Here is a 14910-nt window from a genome sequence, read left to right on the forward strand (position 1 = left end):
GAAAATTACTCGCTGTGCTCGCAATTTCCACTGTTGCGAGCGTTATGTGCCAAATTAAATAATCGTGGATCTTATGGCTTTTAGTGAATTTGAAATTAAAAAATATGAAAGACAGCTGAATGCTTTTCTGGAGAAGCATCGTCCTCCCATGCACATTAGAAGTGAGTTAGATCTTGGCTACAGAATTAATGGGCAAAGTATCGAGATATTCGAGATAAGACCCCAATGGGATGATTATTCAGAAATATTGGAGCACCCCGTTGCGAAGACCACATTTGTTAAAACTGAGAACTGTTGGAAAATATTTTGGATGAGAGCTGACTTAAAATGGCATGAATATGAGCCAGAAATAAAAGTGAAGACACTGAGCAGGTTTCTTGAGGTAGTGATAGAAGATGAATACGCGTGTTTTTTCGGATAGCGGATAACAAGTCACAGCAGCTCGCGTCTGCGGTGCAGGACAGTCACATTGTTCGTGTCGCTGTGCTCGAGCGTTACAACCTTAGAAAACTCGTTTCACATCACGATAAAAGTTTTCATGGCTGCCCAAAGTCATAAGTTCTAAAGCAAAAACTCCGTCATCATAACTATAGCCAAGTAAAGTGAGCTGCTTATTCATTTTAAATTTGTGAACCCGTAAAAAACTTAAATCCCCCTTTTTCTGCTGGCCTAAAAATGGATCACTCATCAACTCCCTGATTGCATTGTCGAGATCTTTCTTTTGGTTAGGCTTTAACTTTTTAACGGCCTTCTTAAAAGTTGGCGTTTGTAATACTGTTTTAACTTTAGTCAAAATCGTAACTCTCGAGCTTACCCGCATCTTTTTCAGCTTGCGCAATAATAGCTTGTTTCACAAACTCATAGGGTAGCTCTGGGTTATCTTCCATAATTTCACCAATCCTAGCCCAGTGCTCAATTTGTTTAGGCGGCGTTCTGTTATAAGCCTTGGCTATAATAGTAGCCTTTTCTACAAGTTCTTGGTCTAATCTTATGCTGTTTGTAGCCATAATTAGAGCTCCTGTGTCATTTTGCATCAATTGTGGCATATTACCACAAGATAACAGTTGTAACAAGCGCGTCCACCAAGGACTTAACTTCCGTTACACCTTTTAGCAGTGCTGCGCAATTATATGCCAAAAGGCTCCATTCCAATGAAGCCTGTGACGCGGGCGTTATATAAACAGGAACCACACCGGTGAAAATTAAAAGTACCTGTATTGTTTTCGCTTTGGCTTTATTCGTATCGGCTTGCACATCGGGGCGTTTGGAGTATTTCACCGCCGAGGGCGAGCGAAAGGTTGCGTGCGAAACGGAATACACATGGCAGCCGAGTGTTGATAAGTATGCGGTTGAATATGTTCTGGCGCACTGCGCTCAAGAAGCGGTATCCAGAGGGTACACGGTCGAAGATACCGCTCTTCTCGAAAAAGATTTGTTGGTTCCGCCCCCTCCCGAAGGAAAAGCGTGGAGCCATGAGCTGGCAAAGCAGCATCATGCAAAAGGGATGCTTACGGATAAAGAATATGGGTATCTCATCGCTTATTTAGACCTCGGTCATGATAGTGATTGAGCGTGAGCGGCAAACACCAACATGATAAACATCAGAAAATATAACGAATCAGACGCGCGTGATTTATGGGCAATTTTTTATCACACCATTCGTAATGTGAACTCACGTGACTACACACAAGCGCAGGTCGAAGCATGGGCGCCGGACGATTTCTCTCCTGAGGTATGGCAGCGAAAAATGAATGCTATCTCTCCGTTTGTTGCTGAAAGTGACGGAGAAATTGTTGGTTATGCCGACCTGCAGGAAGATGGGCTACTTGATCATTTCTTTTGCCACCATGAGCATCAGGGGAAAGGTATCGGGCGTCACTTAATGGAGCACGTGCTGAGAGTGGGTGAGTTACAAGGAATTACTCGGTTTTACTCTGAGGTGAGCATTACAGCTCGTCCGTTTTACGAGAAATTTGGCTTTAAGGTCGCAAAGGAGCAAACGATAGAAATTCGTGGTCAGAAGCTGCGTAACTTTGTTATGGAAAAATTTAGCTAAACCGGTTTGCTGTTCTCAAAATTGGAAGATGTTTTACTGGACGCAGTGGCTAACCAAGCCAATTGATAGGCAGGTTTATTTAACAGGTAATGTCATGGTGAATAAATATTACGGTTCGTGTCTTTGCGGTCGTGTCAGCTACGAGGTCAGTGGTGACTTTGACGCATTTTATTTATGTCATTGTAGCCGCTGCCAGAAAGACACGGGCTCTGCTCATGCGGCTAACTTGTTTGCTAAAGCAGGGCGGTTGGTTTGGTTAAAAGGCGAGGCGGACGTAACCCATTATCAATACTCTGGCTCGCTGCATACGAAGAGTTTTTGTCAGTGTTGCGGCTCCGCACTTCTCACAGTCGCTGAGTCTATTGATTGTGTTGTGGTGCCGGCCGGTAGCCTCGATACGCCAATATCAGTTACGCCTACGGCTAAGATCTTTGTTGCTGACTGCGCTGCGTGGTCAGCTGATTTGAGTAATGTGCCGAGTTTTGATGCGTTACCTGAGTAAGCGGCCAGCGAGCCAGAATAAATACTGCACATGCCCAATTAAGAGAGGGCATATTGAGGTGACAAATGAAAATAGTTTCTTTGAACGAAGCCAGAAAAGACTTAAAAGAAGTTTTGGATAGCGTAATAAAAGATGCCGATACAACGGTTATTACCCGCAGCGGTTCTGAAGATGTTGTGGTGATGCCTTTAAGTTATTACAACAGCCTAATGGAAACTGTTCACTTGCTTCGTTCACCGGCGAATGCTGAACATTTGAATAAATCGATTGCTCAATACAAAGAAGGCAAAGCTAAGCAACGTGAGCAGGATAAGCCGAATTATTGACCACATGCGGTGCATAAGTGTTTAAAATGAAATTCCAAAGATTCCAAAAGCGACAACATAAATTTGAATCGTCAGAGCTGGATGTTTCTTATGACCGTCTGACGACAAAGTTCGAGCTAAAAGAAAATGGCACTCTGGTTTACTCAGTCTTTCTTGGCTTGCTGCCGTTTAGAAGAAGTAAGTTAGTCATTAACGATAAGCCTGCGACGCTAACAATATTTTGGATGATCTTTTGGTTTTCTAAATTGCGAAATAGTGACGGCTCTGTTGTTTCGGAATTGCTGCCTCAAAGGCGCAGAAAATCGATAGGCTTTCTGGCTTATATCGTGATAATAACCACGATGAAAGTTAGTATTGCGCTTATGGCGTAAACTAAGCGGAAGTGAGGACGACCTCACCGCTCAATTTGCATTCGGGGACGGCCCCACAATCATGAAGAGGTGCTTATGAGTTGGGTCATTCTATTTATCGCGGGTCTTTTGGAAGTCGCTTGGGCGGTTGGTCTAAAATACACAGACGGCTTTACCAAACTTTGGCCAACCATTGGCACCACAGTTGCTCTTGTCGGTAGCTTTGTCTTGTTAGGCTTGGCACTGAAAACGTTACCCGTCGGTACTGCCTACGCTATTTGGGTGGGCATTGGTGCCGTCGGTACAGCGGTTATGGGTATGTTTTTGTTCGGCGAGTCAGCGGACGCTCTGAAACTGGTCAGTTTAGGGTTAATTTGTGCGGGTATTGTTGGTCTTAAATTGGCTCATGGTTGAAGGCCAAACAGACTAAAAAGAATAAAAGGGAATTTTAAGAAAATGTCGTTCGAAGCACAAAAAGAGGCTGCTCTAAGAGAGCTTAAGGAAGCGGGAATTTGGGAAACTAATTCTAAGCCGCCGGCTTTGCTGTTTTTGTGGTGGCTGGGCTTAAATGTAAGGCCCTTCCATTACAACAGCTTCTCCCGAAATACACTGTTTATGGGTTTGGGCTTCACTGCCTTCTGGGCGCCATTATGCTGGTTTTTGCAGCTATACTCTTTCAATATGCCATTGACGCATTTCGTCACCACCGTGGTAGTTGTTGGTTGTGTATTCGGACTTGCTATGGGTATTAATTATAAGTTCACAGCCCGGAAGCATAACTTATCTGCGTGGGATGAACTTGAAACAAATGCTGATTGAAAAGACTACTAATGATGTGGCTGAGCGTTGTGTTCGTAGCCCGTATCAAAGGAATAGAACCATGAGAGAAACACTGCAACAAAAAACCGCATTTGCCTGGGTCTTACTGATTACCTGCGGCCTTCTATTTATTCCGCTGGTTGCCATGCAGTTTAGCAACGAGGTTCACTGGGCTCTTTCCGATTTCGTGATAATGGGTGCGTTATTGTTAGTGGTTGGCTCTTCACTAATACTTCTCGCTCGAAAGCTGTCCAAAAACAATTCCAGCTTGCAGCCATTGTTGTCTTAATGAGTTTTATCTATGTTTGGGCGGAGCTGGCTGTCGGTGTGTTTTTCTCTTTAGGCAGCTGATATTAGGTAACACAGCAATGTAAAAGTGCCTCCAGAGGCACAATGCTCAATGTGTATTGGTCTCCCTATCAGAAATTCCAACGTAAAGGTTCCGTCAGCGCTTTGAAGCTCCCCAATAAACCGCTTATATTAAAATCAGCACTTGTTAAAGAGGACCTGAAGCAATGCAGCATGCGTTGTTATTGGTGAACCCGAAAAGCCGTAATGGCCACTCTGAAGAGCTTGATCAAGCAACTGATTTGCTTCAGAGCGCTGGCGTTGAAGTGGACGTGTGCGTTACTGAAAGCCCCTCGGACATGGTGTCCTGTATTGAAAATTACGAGCAGAAAGACGGTGTCATTATTGTCGCAGGGGGCGACGGAACTATTAGCGCAGCGCTGGAGTCGGTGCATAAAACACAGCAAACCCTGGCAATTTTGCCCATGGGTACAGCGAATGATTTGGCGCGCTCCTTGGGTGTGCCGCAGGATATAGTGCCGGCGGCCCAGGTTATTGCCAATAACAAACGAAAGTGCATTAACCTTGCGAAGGTGAATGACCATTACTTTGTGAATGTGGCTCATATCGGTCTGGGAGTAGAGGTTACGCACGAGCTTACCTCAGACATGAAAAAGTACTTTGGTGTGTTCGCGTATTTGGGAGCTTTTATTAGCGTTATTAAGCGCAATAAAAGCTTCAAGGTGAATATAAAGGCTGACGGCTGCGAGGAATCCTTAAGAGCAATTCACTTGGCGGTTGGTAATGGTCGTTTCTATGGTGGCGGCAATATTGTGGATGAAGACTCAACCCTGCTAGACGGCCAGCTGAACTTATTTTGTCTGAAGCCGCAGCGCTGGTGGCAGTTGTTGTTGCTGGGGTTTAATTTGCGAAACGGCAACTTGCGGGTGGCGGAGCGCGTCGTATGTAAAAAAGCGAAGAAAGTCAGTATTAAAACGTCTAAGCCCAAACAGATTCATGCCGACGGTGAACATAAAACAGACACGCCAGCTGACTTTGAGGTGATACCCGAAGCAATAGAGGTTATTGTGGGCAATATGCCACAGTCAATTGAGAGCAAAGAATAATATGTCGATATTACGCACAGATGACCAAGCCGATAGTATTGAAATTCTAAAATTGGTTGTTGAAACCAAGGACTACTATCGCGAAATAACGAACGTGTTAGAAGACGGTGAGTTAGCAAATAAGCTGGAAGCCATTGCTAATGAGCGGGCGTCTTTTATTGAACCGTTTCAAAATGTTGTAAAAGATCTGGGTGAGTTGCCGGCCAAACCCGACCCCGACAAAACGTTGATGCAGGTTATTGAAGGTGAGCTGACGAAGCTGTTATCGGTCGATGCGAAGAACGCAATTCTGGATAAATGCCTGCAGGAAGATGGGGCGTTAGAGACAGCAGTAAAAAACACTAAGCTGGGACAAAAATCTGCGGAGTATCAAAAGCTGCTTAATGAGCTGACTGAGAACATTAGTAACACGAGAAAGACCGTGCAGGCGTTGAAAGGTTAGTGTTTTTGTTCATGAAACGTTAAAAAAGTACTGCAAAACGGTGAAGAAAAGGTCAAAATCAAAACAGTTGGCTAATAATCGACACCGTTTTAACAGGAACAGCATTTGTCACAACAACAAAAACAAAATGACATACACTGGCTGACAGGCCAATTTAGTGACCGCCAAAAAGAAATAAGTTATCGGCATTCTACTGAATCAAACGTTCGGTCCGACGCTCGGCTGGCGTTAATTCTGGCGTCTGCTATTTTCGCCATGTTTGGCATTACTGACTATAACCTCCTCGGGCTAAGCCAAGAGTATTATTTACTGCTGGCTATGCGCATTACGGTGGTGAGTTCGTGCTTAGCGTTGGCTTTCATTATTGGCAAAGTAGGTGGCTATGCTGACAAAGCCTGGTTACACGCACTGCCTCTCTGGATTTTTGCCATAGGTATTATTCTTATTGTCCCGCTTCGACCTGAGAGTCTCTCAACTCAGGTCACCTCTATTGCCGTTGCGATAGTCGCGTTCTATTTGCTGATTCCGAATTTATTGACGGTAGCAGCGCTGGCAAGTGCGTTTGTCAGTATTACCTTTTTAGCCGCAGCGATGATATATGCCGGAGTGAGTGCAGAAGGCGCTGTTCGCATTGGGCTATTACTCGCAATGGCCAATATTGTCGGCTACTCCTCACTAAGACGCCTGGAGCGGTTGCAGCGTCAACAGTATGCCTTGCTCAATGAGGAACGCGATCAAAACCGTGAACTGCTGCAGGAAATAAAACACCGCAAGTCATTAGAAGCACAACTGCGTATGGTCGCGGAGCGTGACACTCTCACCGGCGTGGATAGCCGTAGTTATTTTATGAAACGAGCTCAGGCGTTACTTCAGCGCTCACGTCTGGAAGAGATGCCATTTTGTTTGTTCATGATAGATGTCGACCATTTTAAGAAAATCAATGACACTTGGGGCCACACTCAGGGCGACGTGATATTGACTAAAATAGCTGAAGTCTGTCAGCACTCACTTCGCCCAACCGACATTATTGGCCGTTTTGGTGGAGAAGAGTTTGTGGTTGGCTTACCACACACCAGCCCTAATGACGCCACCGCCGTCGCCGAGCGCTTAAAGCAGGGCGTCGAAGCATTATCGTTAGGTGGAGAGTTTAAAGACCTGCAACTGAGCGTGACTATAGGCGTTGCCGTTGCCACCCCAGAAGACGACCTCGACACACTCATTACCCGCGCCGACAACAGGCTTTATGAAGGTAAGCGCGACGGGCGGAATCAGGTGGTGACGTCATCGTGACCTAATGTTGGATGAAAGTCGGACATTAAATTACTCTCCTGACCACTATAAACCTCTCTTCAAAGCGATATAAAGTAAACGCTCCTTTTTAAATGTACCCTTATGGAGTATACTTTGATATATAAGACGAGGGAGTTTGCTTCTTTATTAAAGAAAGAAGCTGTGTCTGATACCGACTTGATTGAAGCTTGTAGGGAAATGAGCGAAGGGCTTATTGATGTGGATCTGGGCTGTAACTTATTTAAAAAGCGTTTTGCTGTTGGAAAGAGAGGAAAGCGGGGTGGTTTTAGAGCAATTATCGCAGCCGCTATTGGTAAAAAATACTTTTTTCTATACGTGTTTGCGAAAAATAAAAAAGCGAATATTAGCCCTAAGGAAAAGTTGGCGTTAAAAGAGTTGGCAAAAACGTTGGTCAGTTTGGACTCATCTCAGCTAAATAGGCTTGTAGAAGATGGTGAACTTATGGAGGTAGGTGAGCTATGAGTGATATTTTAAAGTCTGTTCATCGAACAGCAAAAGGGCTGAAAAGCTCTGGAGTGATAGATAAAACGACAATGCGTCAGTTTGATGCATTATGTTTAACTAATGTTCATGAGTTTACCGCTGATCAAGTCAGAGCCTTGAGGCTTAAGTATAAATTGTCACAGCCTGTATTTGCCCAATACCTTAATGTCAGTGATAAATTGGTAAAGAAATGGGAACAAGGGGATAGTAAACCTCGGGGGGCAGCTTTGAAAATGTTGACCATCGCAGAGAAAAAGGGCTTGGAAGTTATTGCTTAAGAATAGCTTTCATATGCTCTGGCGGGGTAATGTCGTCTTCCTGTCGTTACCGACAACGTAGTAATTTCGGTAGGTTAGCCGCTCACCGAGGAGTCGAATTATGATAATAAAAACACTTCGAAAGAAAAGAAGATGGTCTCAGGATCACTTGGCAACATTGTCTGGTTTAAGTCTTAGAACTATTCAGCGTGTTGAAGCTGGTCATGCAGCGAGCATGGAAACCATCAACTCACTCTCTTCGGTATTTGAAACTGATATTACAAAGTTAACCGAGGAGATTGACGTGATTGATAAAGATGCAGAAGCCTGGAAAGAAGCTCCACTGTGGGTTCGTATGGGCGTATGGGGTATTCGTAAACGGAGCGCGGTTTTAAGGTGGGAGTTAGCCTGCTTTGTGATTGGGTTCTTAGGCTTGGTTGGCATGTATTTTCATCCTTTCCTGCTCATATTTTTAGTGTTTTGGGGCTCTGCCTACTGGTATGCCGTTTCTATTCGCTGGATTGATGGTAAGAAGTTGTGGCTGTAACTTAGAGCTTTTAGCAGGCATTAAAATCTCCAGAAACTACCGGGAGAAGACCAAAAAAATTGATATCTAAGCTACCTAAATGGATTGAGTATGGTGCGTTTGTACTGGCATTTGTTGCCGGGTGCATTAATGCCCATCGGCTTGCTTGGTTTTGAGCACCAGGCGGTGTCTCATGTTTCAGGCACTGCCACGCTATTTGGTACCAGCATGTTGACCAACTCATTCGGGGATATTTTGCATTTAGCGGGAGTGCTGTTTTGTATCGCTTGCACTACAAGCGTACCTCCGAGAAGCTGTAAGACCTAACGTATAATGTTTCTGATTATTTCGTAAACTTAATCGAAGCTGTCGACCCACCAAAGCTACACCATTAAACTCATGCAAATTAATTTCTGATGGTAACGTGTTGCATTATTAACGCAGCGCGTTAATAATGCATGATAATATCATTTAAATGTAGAGAAACTGAAAAGCTGGCCATGGGGTACCGTGTTAGGCGGTTTGTTAGCATAGAGCGAGTGGCTTTAAGAAAAATAAGGCAACTTCAAGTAGCTAATCAGCTAGATGACTTAAAAGTTCCTCCAGGTAATAGATTAGAGCCTTTGTGGGGGGGGGCGTTACGGCCAGTATAGTATTCGTATTAACAGACAGTTCAGAATTTGCTTTCTGTGGACTAACGTTGGTGCGGAAGATGTTGAAATAGTCGATTATCACTGAGAGGTAGTCATGCAAAAAATTTATGCTGTAACGCCTGGGGAGCTACTAAAAGAAGAGTTCCTGGAGCCGATGGGAATTTCTCAGTATCGTCTGGCAAAAGAAATTAATGTCCCTGCTCAGAGAATTGGGCAAATTGTCGCTGGAAAGCGCTCTATAACGGCGGATACTGATCTTAGATTATGCCGTTTCTTTGGTCTGTCTAATGGATACTGGCTACGCGCCCAAGTTGCTTATGACACTGAGGTAGCTAAAGAAGAGCTGAAAGAGCAACTTCAGAATATAAAACCCTGGAAATCGACTTCGAACATTAGCGAAAGTGGGTGAAAGGCCGCTGATTCGCCTCCTTCTGTTTTGTTCTTATAAATTCTCTTGTTGTAATTACCACATAAGCTACAATGTAAATAACTGAGTTTTACTTACTTTATAAAGTTTATATAAATCAATCACTAAAGTTAAATTGGTGTATTTCCTATGGTGGCAAAATGGAATTCTCGTTAAGGCTTGTTAGTCCAAGTTTCGACTCTCAGTTAACAGATACGTTAATTGAGTTAAACCACTTGCGAAAACTGCGCTTGCAAGGAACGACGGCTCCGTGGATTTTTTTTCAACTTAAAGAAATTTTCCATATTTTGGAAAGTGTTGGCTCGGCAAGAATCGAAGGCAACAGAACGACAATTTCTGAATATATTGAAAAGAAAATTGAGAGTAGTGAACGTTCAAATGAACGATTCTCAGAGATTGCTAATGTTGAAGCTGCCATGGACTTTATTGAAGAGAATATTGATGAAGGCTCTGACATTACTCACCATTTTATTCGAGAGTTACACCATTTAGTCGTTGGTGACTTGGGGCGCGAAGGCGATCGAACGCCCGGAGCTTACCGAACTTGGAACGTGGAAATTACTCAATCAAACCACGTTCCACCTGAATCATTTCGGGTGCAGTCTTATATGGATGAACTGGTTGAATTCATCAATGAAAAAAGCGCAGATAAATACGACCTTCTGAAAACGGCACTCGCACACCACCGGTTTACTTGGATCCACCCTTTTGGTAACGGGAATGGCAGAGTTGTTAGGCTGTTGACCTATGCATTACTTATTAAATATGGGTTTAACGTAAAAGACGGCAAGATACTCAATCCAACAGCCGTTTTTTGTAACGATAAAGACTTTTATTATCAGCGACTATCAGATGCAGATACAGGAACAGACGAGTCTTTACTGAGCTGGTGTGATTACGTGCTTACGGGTATTTTGCACGAGGTAACTAAAGTCAATAAGCTTTTGGACTTCAAGCTTCTCTATAAAAAAATTCTGGTGCCGACTCTCGAGCTCGCTATTGAAAGAGGCTATATCAACAGCGAAGAGGCCAGAGTATTGAGTGTGGGGATAAAAAAGCAGCACTTTAAAGCCGGTGAACTGAAAGAGGAATTAGGTGCTTTAAGTGCTCGACAACGAACGCATTTGGTGTCTAAGATGAAAGAATCGGGTTTTATTCGTCCTCTCAAGGAAAATGGGCGTACCTATAGCGTGAGCTTTATGAATAACTTCTTGATGAGAAGCTTAATTCAAGTGTTGGAAAAAGAAGACTTTATTCCGGCAATTAACTAATGTCTTTGTTTTCAAAAAGCCTGGCTAGGCACAGCTATTCAGTTTTTATTTATTCTTCATTTGATGCCTGACTAAATCCTTGTTTCTGGCTAATACTAAACTGAGTACTGGGTCAGTAAATAGGAGACCATTATGAAAAGAGTAGAAGGTAAAGTTGCTATTGTTACCGGTGGCGCGTTGGGTATTGGCCGCGCGGCCTGCCTGGAATTAGCAAAAGAAGGCGCCAAAGTGGCTGTAACTGACATTGCGGACGCCGAAGGGCAAAAAGTCGTTGATGAAATTAAAGGTCTTGGCGGCACTGCTAAATACTGGCATGTCGATACTGCCAGTGAAGACGAAGTAAGTCAGGCGTTTGTAGAGGTCGCGAAGGAATTCGGGTCAATCGATGTTTTAGTCAATAACGCGGGCATTGCTGGGGTTAATAAGCCCACCCACGAAATTACCAAAGACGAATGGGACAAAGTCATTAACGTAAACGTCAGTGGTGTTTTCTATTGCACGAAACACGCTATTCCGGCCATGAAAAAAGCCGGTGCAGGGAGCATTATTAACCTCTCATCCATTTATGGAATGATAGGCGCTGCTGACTTACCGCCTTACCATGCCTCTAAAGGTGCGGTCAGGTTAATGAGTAAAAACGACGCACTCATTTACGCCAAAGATAAAATCCGAGTGAATTCAATACACCCGGGCTTTATTTGGACGCCACTTGTTGAGCAGCTGGGTAAAGAGTCAGCTGAAGGAGTCGATGCGTTTAGAAAACAGTTGGATAGCTTACACCCGATTGGCCATGTCGGTGAGTCTGAAGACATTGCTTACGGTGTGTTGTATTTGGCGTCTGACGAGTCCAAGTTTGTGACCGGAACGGAGTTAGTGATAGATGGCGGTTATACCGCGCAGTAACATTGCTCGGGTTAGAAATAGGCGTCTGGCTGAAACTTAAAAGCTATCTTGTAAATATTTGGTTCTGCCTTATTCTAGGGCTATACAAGTTATAAAACTAAGGCGCTTATTTGCGAAACTTCATTCCCTTTGTCTTACTACTGCTGCTTGTAATGCCAGCCACTGCGCAAGACGTTGTCTTGAAGGTTGGGTTATACCATAACCCGCCGAAAATCATGTTCGATGAAGATGGCGACTTAAGTGGTATTCATGCTGACTTACTGACGGTTATTGCGGAGCGTCATGGCTGGCAGCTTATTCCGGTTGAGTGTGAGTGGGATGAGTGTTTGCATAAACTGAAAAACGGCGATATCGATATCATGCCGGACGTTGCCAAAACACCTGCACGCGACGAATGGATGTCCTTTCATAGTGAGCACGCGCTGCTCAGTTGGTCACAAATTTATGCCGATGAAAAAGAAGGCATCACCAGCGTTCTCGACTTAGACGAAAAAAAGGTCGCGGTGCTGAAAGGCTCCGTTCAGGAAGAATACCTGCGCGATATTATCGCAAGTTTTGAGTTATCGACGGAACTGCTGCCAGTTAACTCCTTTACTGAAGGTTTTGAAGCCGTTAATAACCAAGAAGCTGATGCGGTAGCAACGAACCAGTTTTTTGGGAATCAGCAAGTTGCCACCCGAAAAATTGAAATGACGCCCATTATGTTTTTACCTAATAAGTTGTACTTTGCTATGCGTCAAGGTAAAGGGAGCGCGGTGCTGGATATTATCGATCGTGATATTCGCCAGCTAAAAGCCAATAATCAATCTGACTACTACCAAATCATTAAAAACTGGAGCTCGAAGCAACAGCCCCTCCGTATTCCGACTTATTTCTGGTGGTTACTTGGGCTGTTAGTGCTGGCACTATGTATTGGTCTGCTATTTAATTACGAATTGCGCAAAAAGGTCCGTGAGAAAACGTCTGAGTTAAAAGAGAATAAACAGCGACTGGACATTATTTTAAGTAGCGTCGATGCGTATATTTTTATTAAAAACACCGAACTACGCTACGAATACGTGAATCAGCGAGTGATTGATCTGTTTGGCATGGACGCGGCCGATATTATCGGAAAGGATGATTACGATTTATTTGATAAAATGACAGCCGACGAGCTTGTCGAATTGGACAAAAAAGTACTCTCTACCCGCGAACGTTCCGCGCAGGCCGAGGTGAATTATCTACCGGGTGATAAAACGCCACACCATTATTGGTCGGTGAAAGTGCCTTTATACAACGCTAAAGATGAGTTGGTGGGTATTTGCGGTATTTCCACCGATGTCTCCGAATACAAGCAAATGAAAGAAGAGCTGGATTCTTTGGCGTATTTTGACCCGCTTACAGGGCTTGGCAATAGACGCTTTATGCTAGATAGGCTACGCCAGGGGTTAAAGCGTTATGCGAAAGAGCAAAGTGACGGCGCGTTAATTCTGCTCGATATCGATCACTTTAAGCAGTTGAATGATAGGCGAGGTCACGGAATTGGCGACGAACTGTTGATTCAATTTGGACAACGTTTGGAACAAGAGTTACGGCAGCAAGATGACGCGGGGCGTTTGAATTCTGATGAGTTTATGGTGTTTTTACAGCAACCCCGTAATGGCAATTATGTCATGGTGGAAGAGCTGAGAGAACGCCTCACGACCTTGTTGAATAAGTTGACTGCACCTTATGTACTGGATGGGGAAGAAGAGCAAGTGTCTGTCAGCATGGGCGTTGTGTTGTTGTCAGATGCCGCTTCCGAGAAAGAGATATTACAAGCCGTTGACTTGGCATTAACTCAGGCAAAAGAAGCAAGCGGGCCGCACTTGCAGTTCTTTAATGCTGGTTTGCAGAGACGTTTTGCGCACCAGCAGGCATTGTTGTCTGCATTAAGAAAAGCGATAACTGAGGAAGCGCTGCAAGTCTATTATCAACCTCAGTACGAACGTATGAGCGGCTCGAATCAAATAACGTGCATGGGTTACGAAGCGTTAGTGCGCTGGCATGATGACGAATTAGGCTGGATATCGCCGGGTGAGTTTATTCCGCTGGCGGAAAGTGAGGGGTTAATGCGCAGTGTGCATAAGCTCGTAGTAAAAAAGGTACTAGCGGATACACCAACGTTGCAAACTTTGAACCCAGAGAAACCAGTGCGAGTAGCTATTAACGTGAGTGCTAGTCAGTTTAAGCACAGTAAGTTCGTTGATGACATGAACCAACAAATGAAAGTTGCCGGGGTATCAGGGTCTGCCATTGAGTTGGAAATTACAGAGAGTTTACTCATTGATGATATTGAGCAAACGGCTAAAACCATGCACGAGCTGAAAGAATCAGGCATCACCTTCGCGCTGGACGACTTCGGAACCGGCTATGCGTCACTCGGCTATTTAAAAGAGCTACCGTTGAACCGCCTTAAAATCGATCAGTCGTTTGTGCAGGATCTCACACAAGACAGAAACGATACTGCAATAGTACAAACGATTTTAGCCTTGGGCCGAAGTCTTGAAATGGAAGTCATTGCCGAAGGTATTGAAACCGAAGAGCAGTTAGTAACACTTGAAAAGCTTGGCTGTTCGCAATTCCAGGGGTTTTATTTTTCTCTCCCCGAGCCCTTGGATGCATTAACGAATGCAAAGGAAACGACATAATGTTGGTGTCTTTTCTTTGCAACTCAATCATTGTGGGGTTAGCGGTACTGTTTCATTATGAGGCGTTAAATCGTATTGGTTGGCTAATCACTCATATACGACTTTTCACGCAAATCCGCATCATGTTTGGTGTCTTTCTCGCACTTATTGCCCATACCGTTGAGGTCGCTATTTTTGCGGTCGCTTATTACCTGATGCACCATCGAGATGGCTTTGGCGATTTAACAGGCAATTTTGACGGCAGCTTTTTGGACTCGCTGTATTTTTCCTTTACGGTTTTTACTACTGTCGGCTTCGGTGACATAGAGCCAAACGGAGCGTTACGCTTTTTAACTGGCATTGAAAGTTTAACGGGCCTTGTTCTTATTACCTGGACGGCATCTTTCCTGTACGTTGAAATGCAGCGCTACTGGCATCGATAGCCGAAAAGATAACTGAAACATTTGTTAACAGAAGCTGGCTTCTCTCGGTATGTAAAGCGGTGTATCTTTATGGGTAGG

General features: G+C 44.2%; 22 protein-coding genes and 1 pseudogene. 21 read left to right on the forward strand and 2 right to left on the reverse strand.

Annotated features, from left to right (window positions below; translation table 11 throughout):
- Positions 1-73: 73 nt before the first annotated feature.
- Positions 74-421: a DUF3024 domain-containing protein gene (locus tag UM402_RS01570; RefSeq protein WP_058576642.1), complete on the forward strand. Its 348-nt coding sequence runs from the start codon at positions 74-76 to the stop codon at positions 419-421.
- Between the two features lie 81 nt (positions 422-502).
- Here UM402_RS01570 and UM402_RS01575 read toward each other — a convergent pair whose 3' ends face one another.
- Together UM402_RS01575 and UM402_RS01580 are read right to left on the reverse strand one after the other, a co-directional pair.
- Complete coding sequence (locus UM402_RS01575; protein ID WP_058576643.1) at positions 503-793, reverse strand: type II toxin-antitoxin system RelE/ParE family toxin; 291 nt, start codon at positions 791-793, stop codon at positions 503-505.
- Positions 786-1007: a TA system antitoxin ParD family protein gene (locus UM402_RS01580; protein ID WP_058576644.1), complete on the reverse strand. Its 222-nt coding sequence runs from the start codon at positions 1005-1007 to the stop codon at positions 786-788. Before UM402_RS01580 ends, UM402_RS01575 begins: the two co-directional genes overlap by 8 nt.
- Before the next feature lie 188 nt (positions 1008-1195).
- Here UM402_RS01580 and UM402_RS01585 point away from each other — a divergent pair, with 188 nt between their 5' ends.
- From UM402_RS01585 to UM402_RS01680, 20 genes and pseudogenes are all read left to right on the forward strand, one after another.
- A complete protein-coding gene (locus UM402_RS01585) occupies positions 1196-1570 on the forward strand; it encodes a hypothetical protein (RefSeq protein WP_058576645.1) in 375 nt (124 codons plus the stop codon).
- Between the two features lie 21 nt (positions 1571-1591).
- Entirely contained in the window at positions 1592-2056 is a 465-nt protein-coding gene (locus tag UM402_RS01590) for a GNAT family N-acetyltransferase (protein WP_058576646.1), read from the forward strand.
- Positions 2057-2084: 28 nt separating this feature from the next.
- Positions 2085-2558 carry a GFA family protein gene (locus UM402_RS01595; protein ID WP_322295428.1) on the forward strand — a complete coding sequence of 158 codons (474 nt, stop codon included), beginning with the start codon at positions 2085-2087 and terminating at the stop codon, positions 2556-2558.
- Positions 2559-2623: 65 nt separating this feature from the next.
- On the forward strand, positions 2624-2884 hold the full coding sequence (locus tag UM402_RS01600) for a type II toxin-antitoxin system Phd/YefM family antitoxin (RefSeq protein ID WP_058576647.1): 261 nt from the start codon (positions 2624-2626) through the stop codon (positions 2882-2884).
- A 26-nt stretch (positions 2885-2910) separates the two neighbouring features.
- Entirely contained in the window at positions 2911-3255 is a 345-nt protein-coding gene (locus UM402_RS01605; protein WP_058576648.1) for a hypothetical protein, read from the forward strand.
- Between the two features lie 75 nt (positions 3256-3330).
- On the forward strand, positions 3331-3648 hold the full coding sequence (gene sugE, locus UM402_RS01610; protein ID WP_058576649.1) for a quaternary ammonium compound efflux SMR transporter SugE: 318 nt from the start codon (positions 3331-3333) through the stop codon (positions 3646-3648).
- Positions 3649-3690: 42 nt separating this feature from the next.
- Positions 3691-4053: a DUF6404 family protein gene (locus UM402_RS01615; protein ID WP_058576650.1), complete on the forward strand. Its 363-nt coding sequence runs from the start codon at positions 3691-3693 to the stop codon at positions 4051-4053.
- A gap of 61 nt (positions 4054-4114) precedes the next feature.
- A complete protein-coding gene (locus tag UM402_RS01620; protein ID WP_058576651.1) occupies positions 4115-4342 on the forward strand; it encodes a hypothetical protein in 228 nt (75 codons plus the stop codon).
- A gap of 226 nt (positions 4343-4568) precedes the next feature.
- Entirely contained in the window at positions 4569-5468 is a 900-nt protein-coding gene (locus UM402_RS01625; RefSeq protein WP_058576652.1) for a lipid kinase, read from the forward strand.
- Position 5469: 1 nt separating this feature from the next.
- Complete coding sequence (locus UM402_RS01630) at positions 5470-5910, forward strand: hypothetical protein (RefSeq protein WP_058576653.1); 441 nt, start codon at positions 5470-5472, stop codon at positions 5908-5910.
- 105 nt (positions 5911-6015) lie between these two features.
- Positions 6016-7200, forward strand: coding sequence for a GGDEF domain-containing protein (locus UM402_RS01635; RefSeq protein WP_058576654.1), 1185 nt, complete (start codon positions 6016-6018; stop codon positions 7198-7200).
- Between the two features lie 114 nt (positions 7201-7314).
- Positions 7315-7683 carry a type II toxin-antitoxin system RelE/ParE family toxin gene (locus UM402_RS01640; protein ID WP_322295429.1) on the forward strand — a complete coding sequence of 123 codons (369 nt, stop codon included), beginning with the start codon at positions 7315-7317 and terminating at the stop codon, positions 7681-7683.
- Positions 7680-7982, forward strand: a complete 303-nt coding sequence (locus UM402_RS01645) for a helix-turn-helix domain-containing protein (protein ID WP_058576656.1) — start codon at positions 7680-7682, stop codon at positions 7980-7982. Before UM402_RS01640 ends, UM402_RS01645 begins: the two co-directional genes overlap by 4 nt.
- Before the next feature lie 100 nt (positions 7983-8082).
- The gene (locus tag UM402_RS01650; protein WP_063744289.1) at positions 8083-8508 is read left to right on the forward strand and encodes a helix-turn-helix domain-containing protein; all 426 of its coding nucleotides are present in this window, start codon (positions 8083-8085) and stop codon (positions 8506-8508) included.
- A 59-nt stretch (positions 8509-8567) separates the two neighbouring features.
- A pseudogene (locus UM402_RS01655) lies at positions 8568-8763 on the forward strand (DUF1275 family protein); the annotation flags it as partial.
- 471 nt (positions 8764-9234) lie between these two features.
- A complete protein-coding gene (locus tag UM402_RS01660; protein WP_058576658.1) occupies positions 9235-9549 on the forward strand; it encodes a HigA family addiction module antitoxin in 315 nt (104 codons plus the stop codon).
- A gap of 158 nt (positions 9550-9707) precedes the next feature.
- Positions 9708-10838, forward strand: coding sequence for a Fic family protein (locus UM402_RS01665; protein ID WP_053953145.1), 1131 nt, complete (start codon positions 9708-9710; stop codon positions 10836-10838).
- A gap of 132 nt (positions 10839-10970) precedes the next feature.
- Positions 10971-11741, forward strand: coding sequence for an SDR family NAD(P)-dependent oxidoreductase (locus tag UM402_RS01670; protein WP_058576659.1), 771 nt, complete (start codon positions 10971-10973; stop codon positions 11739-11741).
- Positions 11742-11851: 110 nt separating this feature from the next.
- Entirely contained in the window at positions 11852-14410 is a 2559-nt protein-coding gene (locus UM402_RS01675; protein WP_058576660.1) for an EAL domain-containing protein, read from the forward strand.
- On the forward strand, positions 14410-14832 hold the full coding sequence (locus UM402_RS01680; RefSeq protein ID WP_058576661.1) for a potassium channel family protein: 423 nt from the start codon (positions 14410-14412) through the stop codon (positions 14830-14832). Before UM402_RS01675 ends, UM402_RS01680 begins: the two co-directional genes overlap by 1 nt.
- The last annotated feature ends 78 nt before the right edge of the window (positions 14833-14910 follow it).

The organism is Idiomarina sp. OXR-189, assembly GCF_034373425.1.
In the GTDB taxonomy this organism is placed as follows: Bacteria; Pseudomonadota; Gammaproteobacteria; order Enterobacterales; family Alteromonadaceae; genus Idiomarina; species Idiomarina zobellii.

Bases quoted from the DNA above. Each gene is read 5' to 3' on its own strand.
- UM402_RS01570 (WP_058576642.1), top strand. From the start codon at position 74: ATGGCTTTTAGTGAATTTGAAATTAAAAAATATGAAAGACAGCTGAAT.
- UM402_RS01580 (WP_058576644.1), bottom strand. From the start codon at position 1,007: ATGGCTACAAACAGCATAAGATTAGACCAAGAACTTGTAGAAAAGGCT.
- UM402_RS01590 (WP_058576646.1), top strand. From the start codon at position 1,592: ATGATAAACATCAGAAAATATAACGAATCAGACGCGCGTGATTTATGG.
- UM402_RS01595 (WP_322295428.1), top strand. From the start codon at position 2,085: ATGTTTTACTGGACGCAGTGGCTAACCAAGCCAATTGATAGGCAGGTT.
- UM402_RS01600 (WP_058576647.1), top strand. From the start codon at position 2,624: ATGAAAATAGTTTCTTTGAACGAAGCCAGAAAAGACTTAAAAGAAGTT.
- UM402_RS01605 (WP_058576648.1), top strand. From the start codon at position 2,911: ATGAAATTCCAAAGATTCCAAAAGCGACAACATAAATTTGAATCGTCA.
- sugE (WP_058576649.1), top strand. From the start codon at position 3,331: ATGAGTTGGGTCATTCTATTTATCGCGGGTCTTTTGGAAGTCGCTTGG.
- UM402_RS01615 (WP_058576650.1), top strand. From the start codon at position 3,691: ATGTCGTTCGAAGCACAAAAAGAGGCTGCTCTAAGAGAGCTTAAGGAA.
- UM402_RS01620 (WP_058576651.1), top strand. From the start codon at position 4,115: ATGAGAGAAACACTGCAACAAAAAACCGCATTTGCCTGGGTCTTACTG.
- UM402_RS01625 (WP_058576652.1), top strand. From the start codon at position 4,569: ATGCAGCATGCGTTGTTATTGGTGAACCCGAAAAGCCGTAATGGCCAC.
- UM402_RS01630 (WP_058576653.1), top strand. From the start codon at position 5,470: ATGTCGATATTACGCACAGATGACCAAGCCGATAGTATTGAAATTCTA.
- UM402_RS01645 (WP_058576656.1), top strand. From the start codon at position 7,680: ATGAGTGATATTTTAAAGTCTGTTCATCGAACAGCAAAAGGGCTGAAA.
- UM402_RS01650 (WP_063744289.1), top strand. From the start codon at position 8,083: ATGATAATAAAAACACTTCGAAAGAAAAGAAGATGGTCTCAGGATCAC.
- UM402_RS01660 (WP_058576658.1), top strand. From the start codon at position 9,235: ATGCAAAAAATTTATGCTGTAACGCCTGGGGAGCTACTAAAAGAAGAG.
- UM402_RS01665 (WP_053953145.1), top strand. From the start codon at position 9,708: ATGGAATTCTCGTTAAGGCTTGTTAGTCCAAGTTTCGACTCTCAGTTA.
- UM402_RS01670 (WP_058576659.1), top strand. From the start codon at position 10,971: ATGAAAAGAGTAGAAGGTAAAGTTGCTATTGTTACCGGTGGCGCGTTG.
- UM402_RS01680 (WP_058576661.1), top strand. From the start codon at position 14,410: ATGTTGGTGTCTTTTCTTTGCAACTCAATCATTGTGGGGTTAGCGGTA.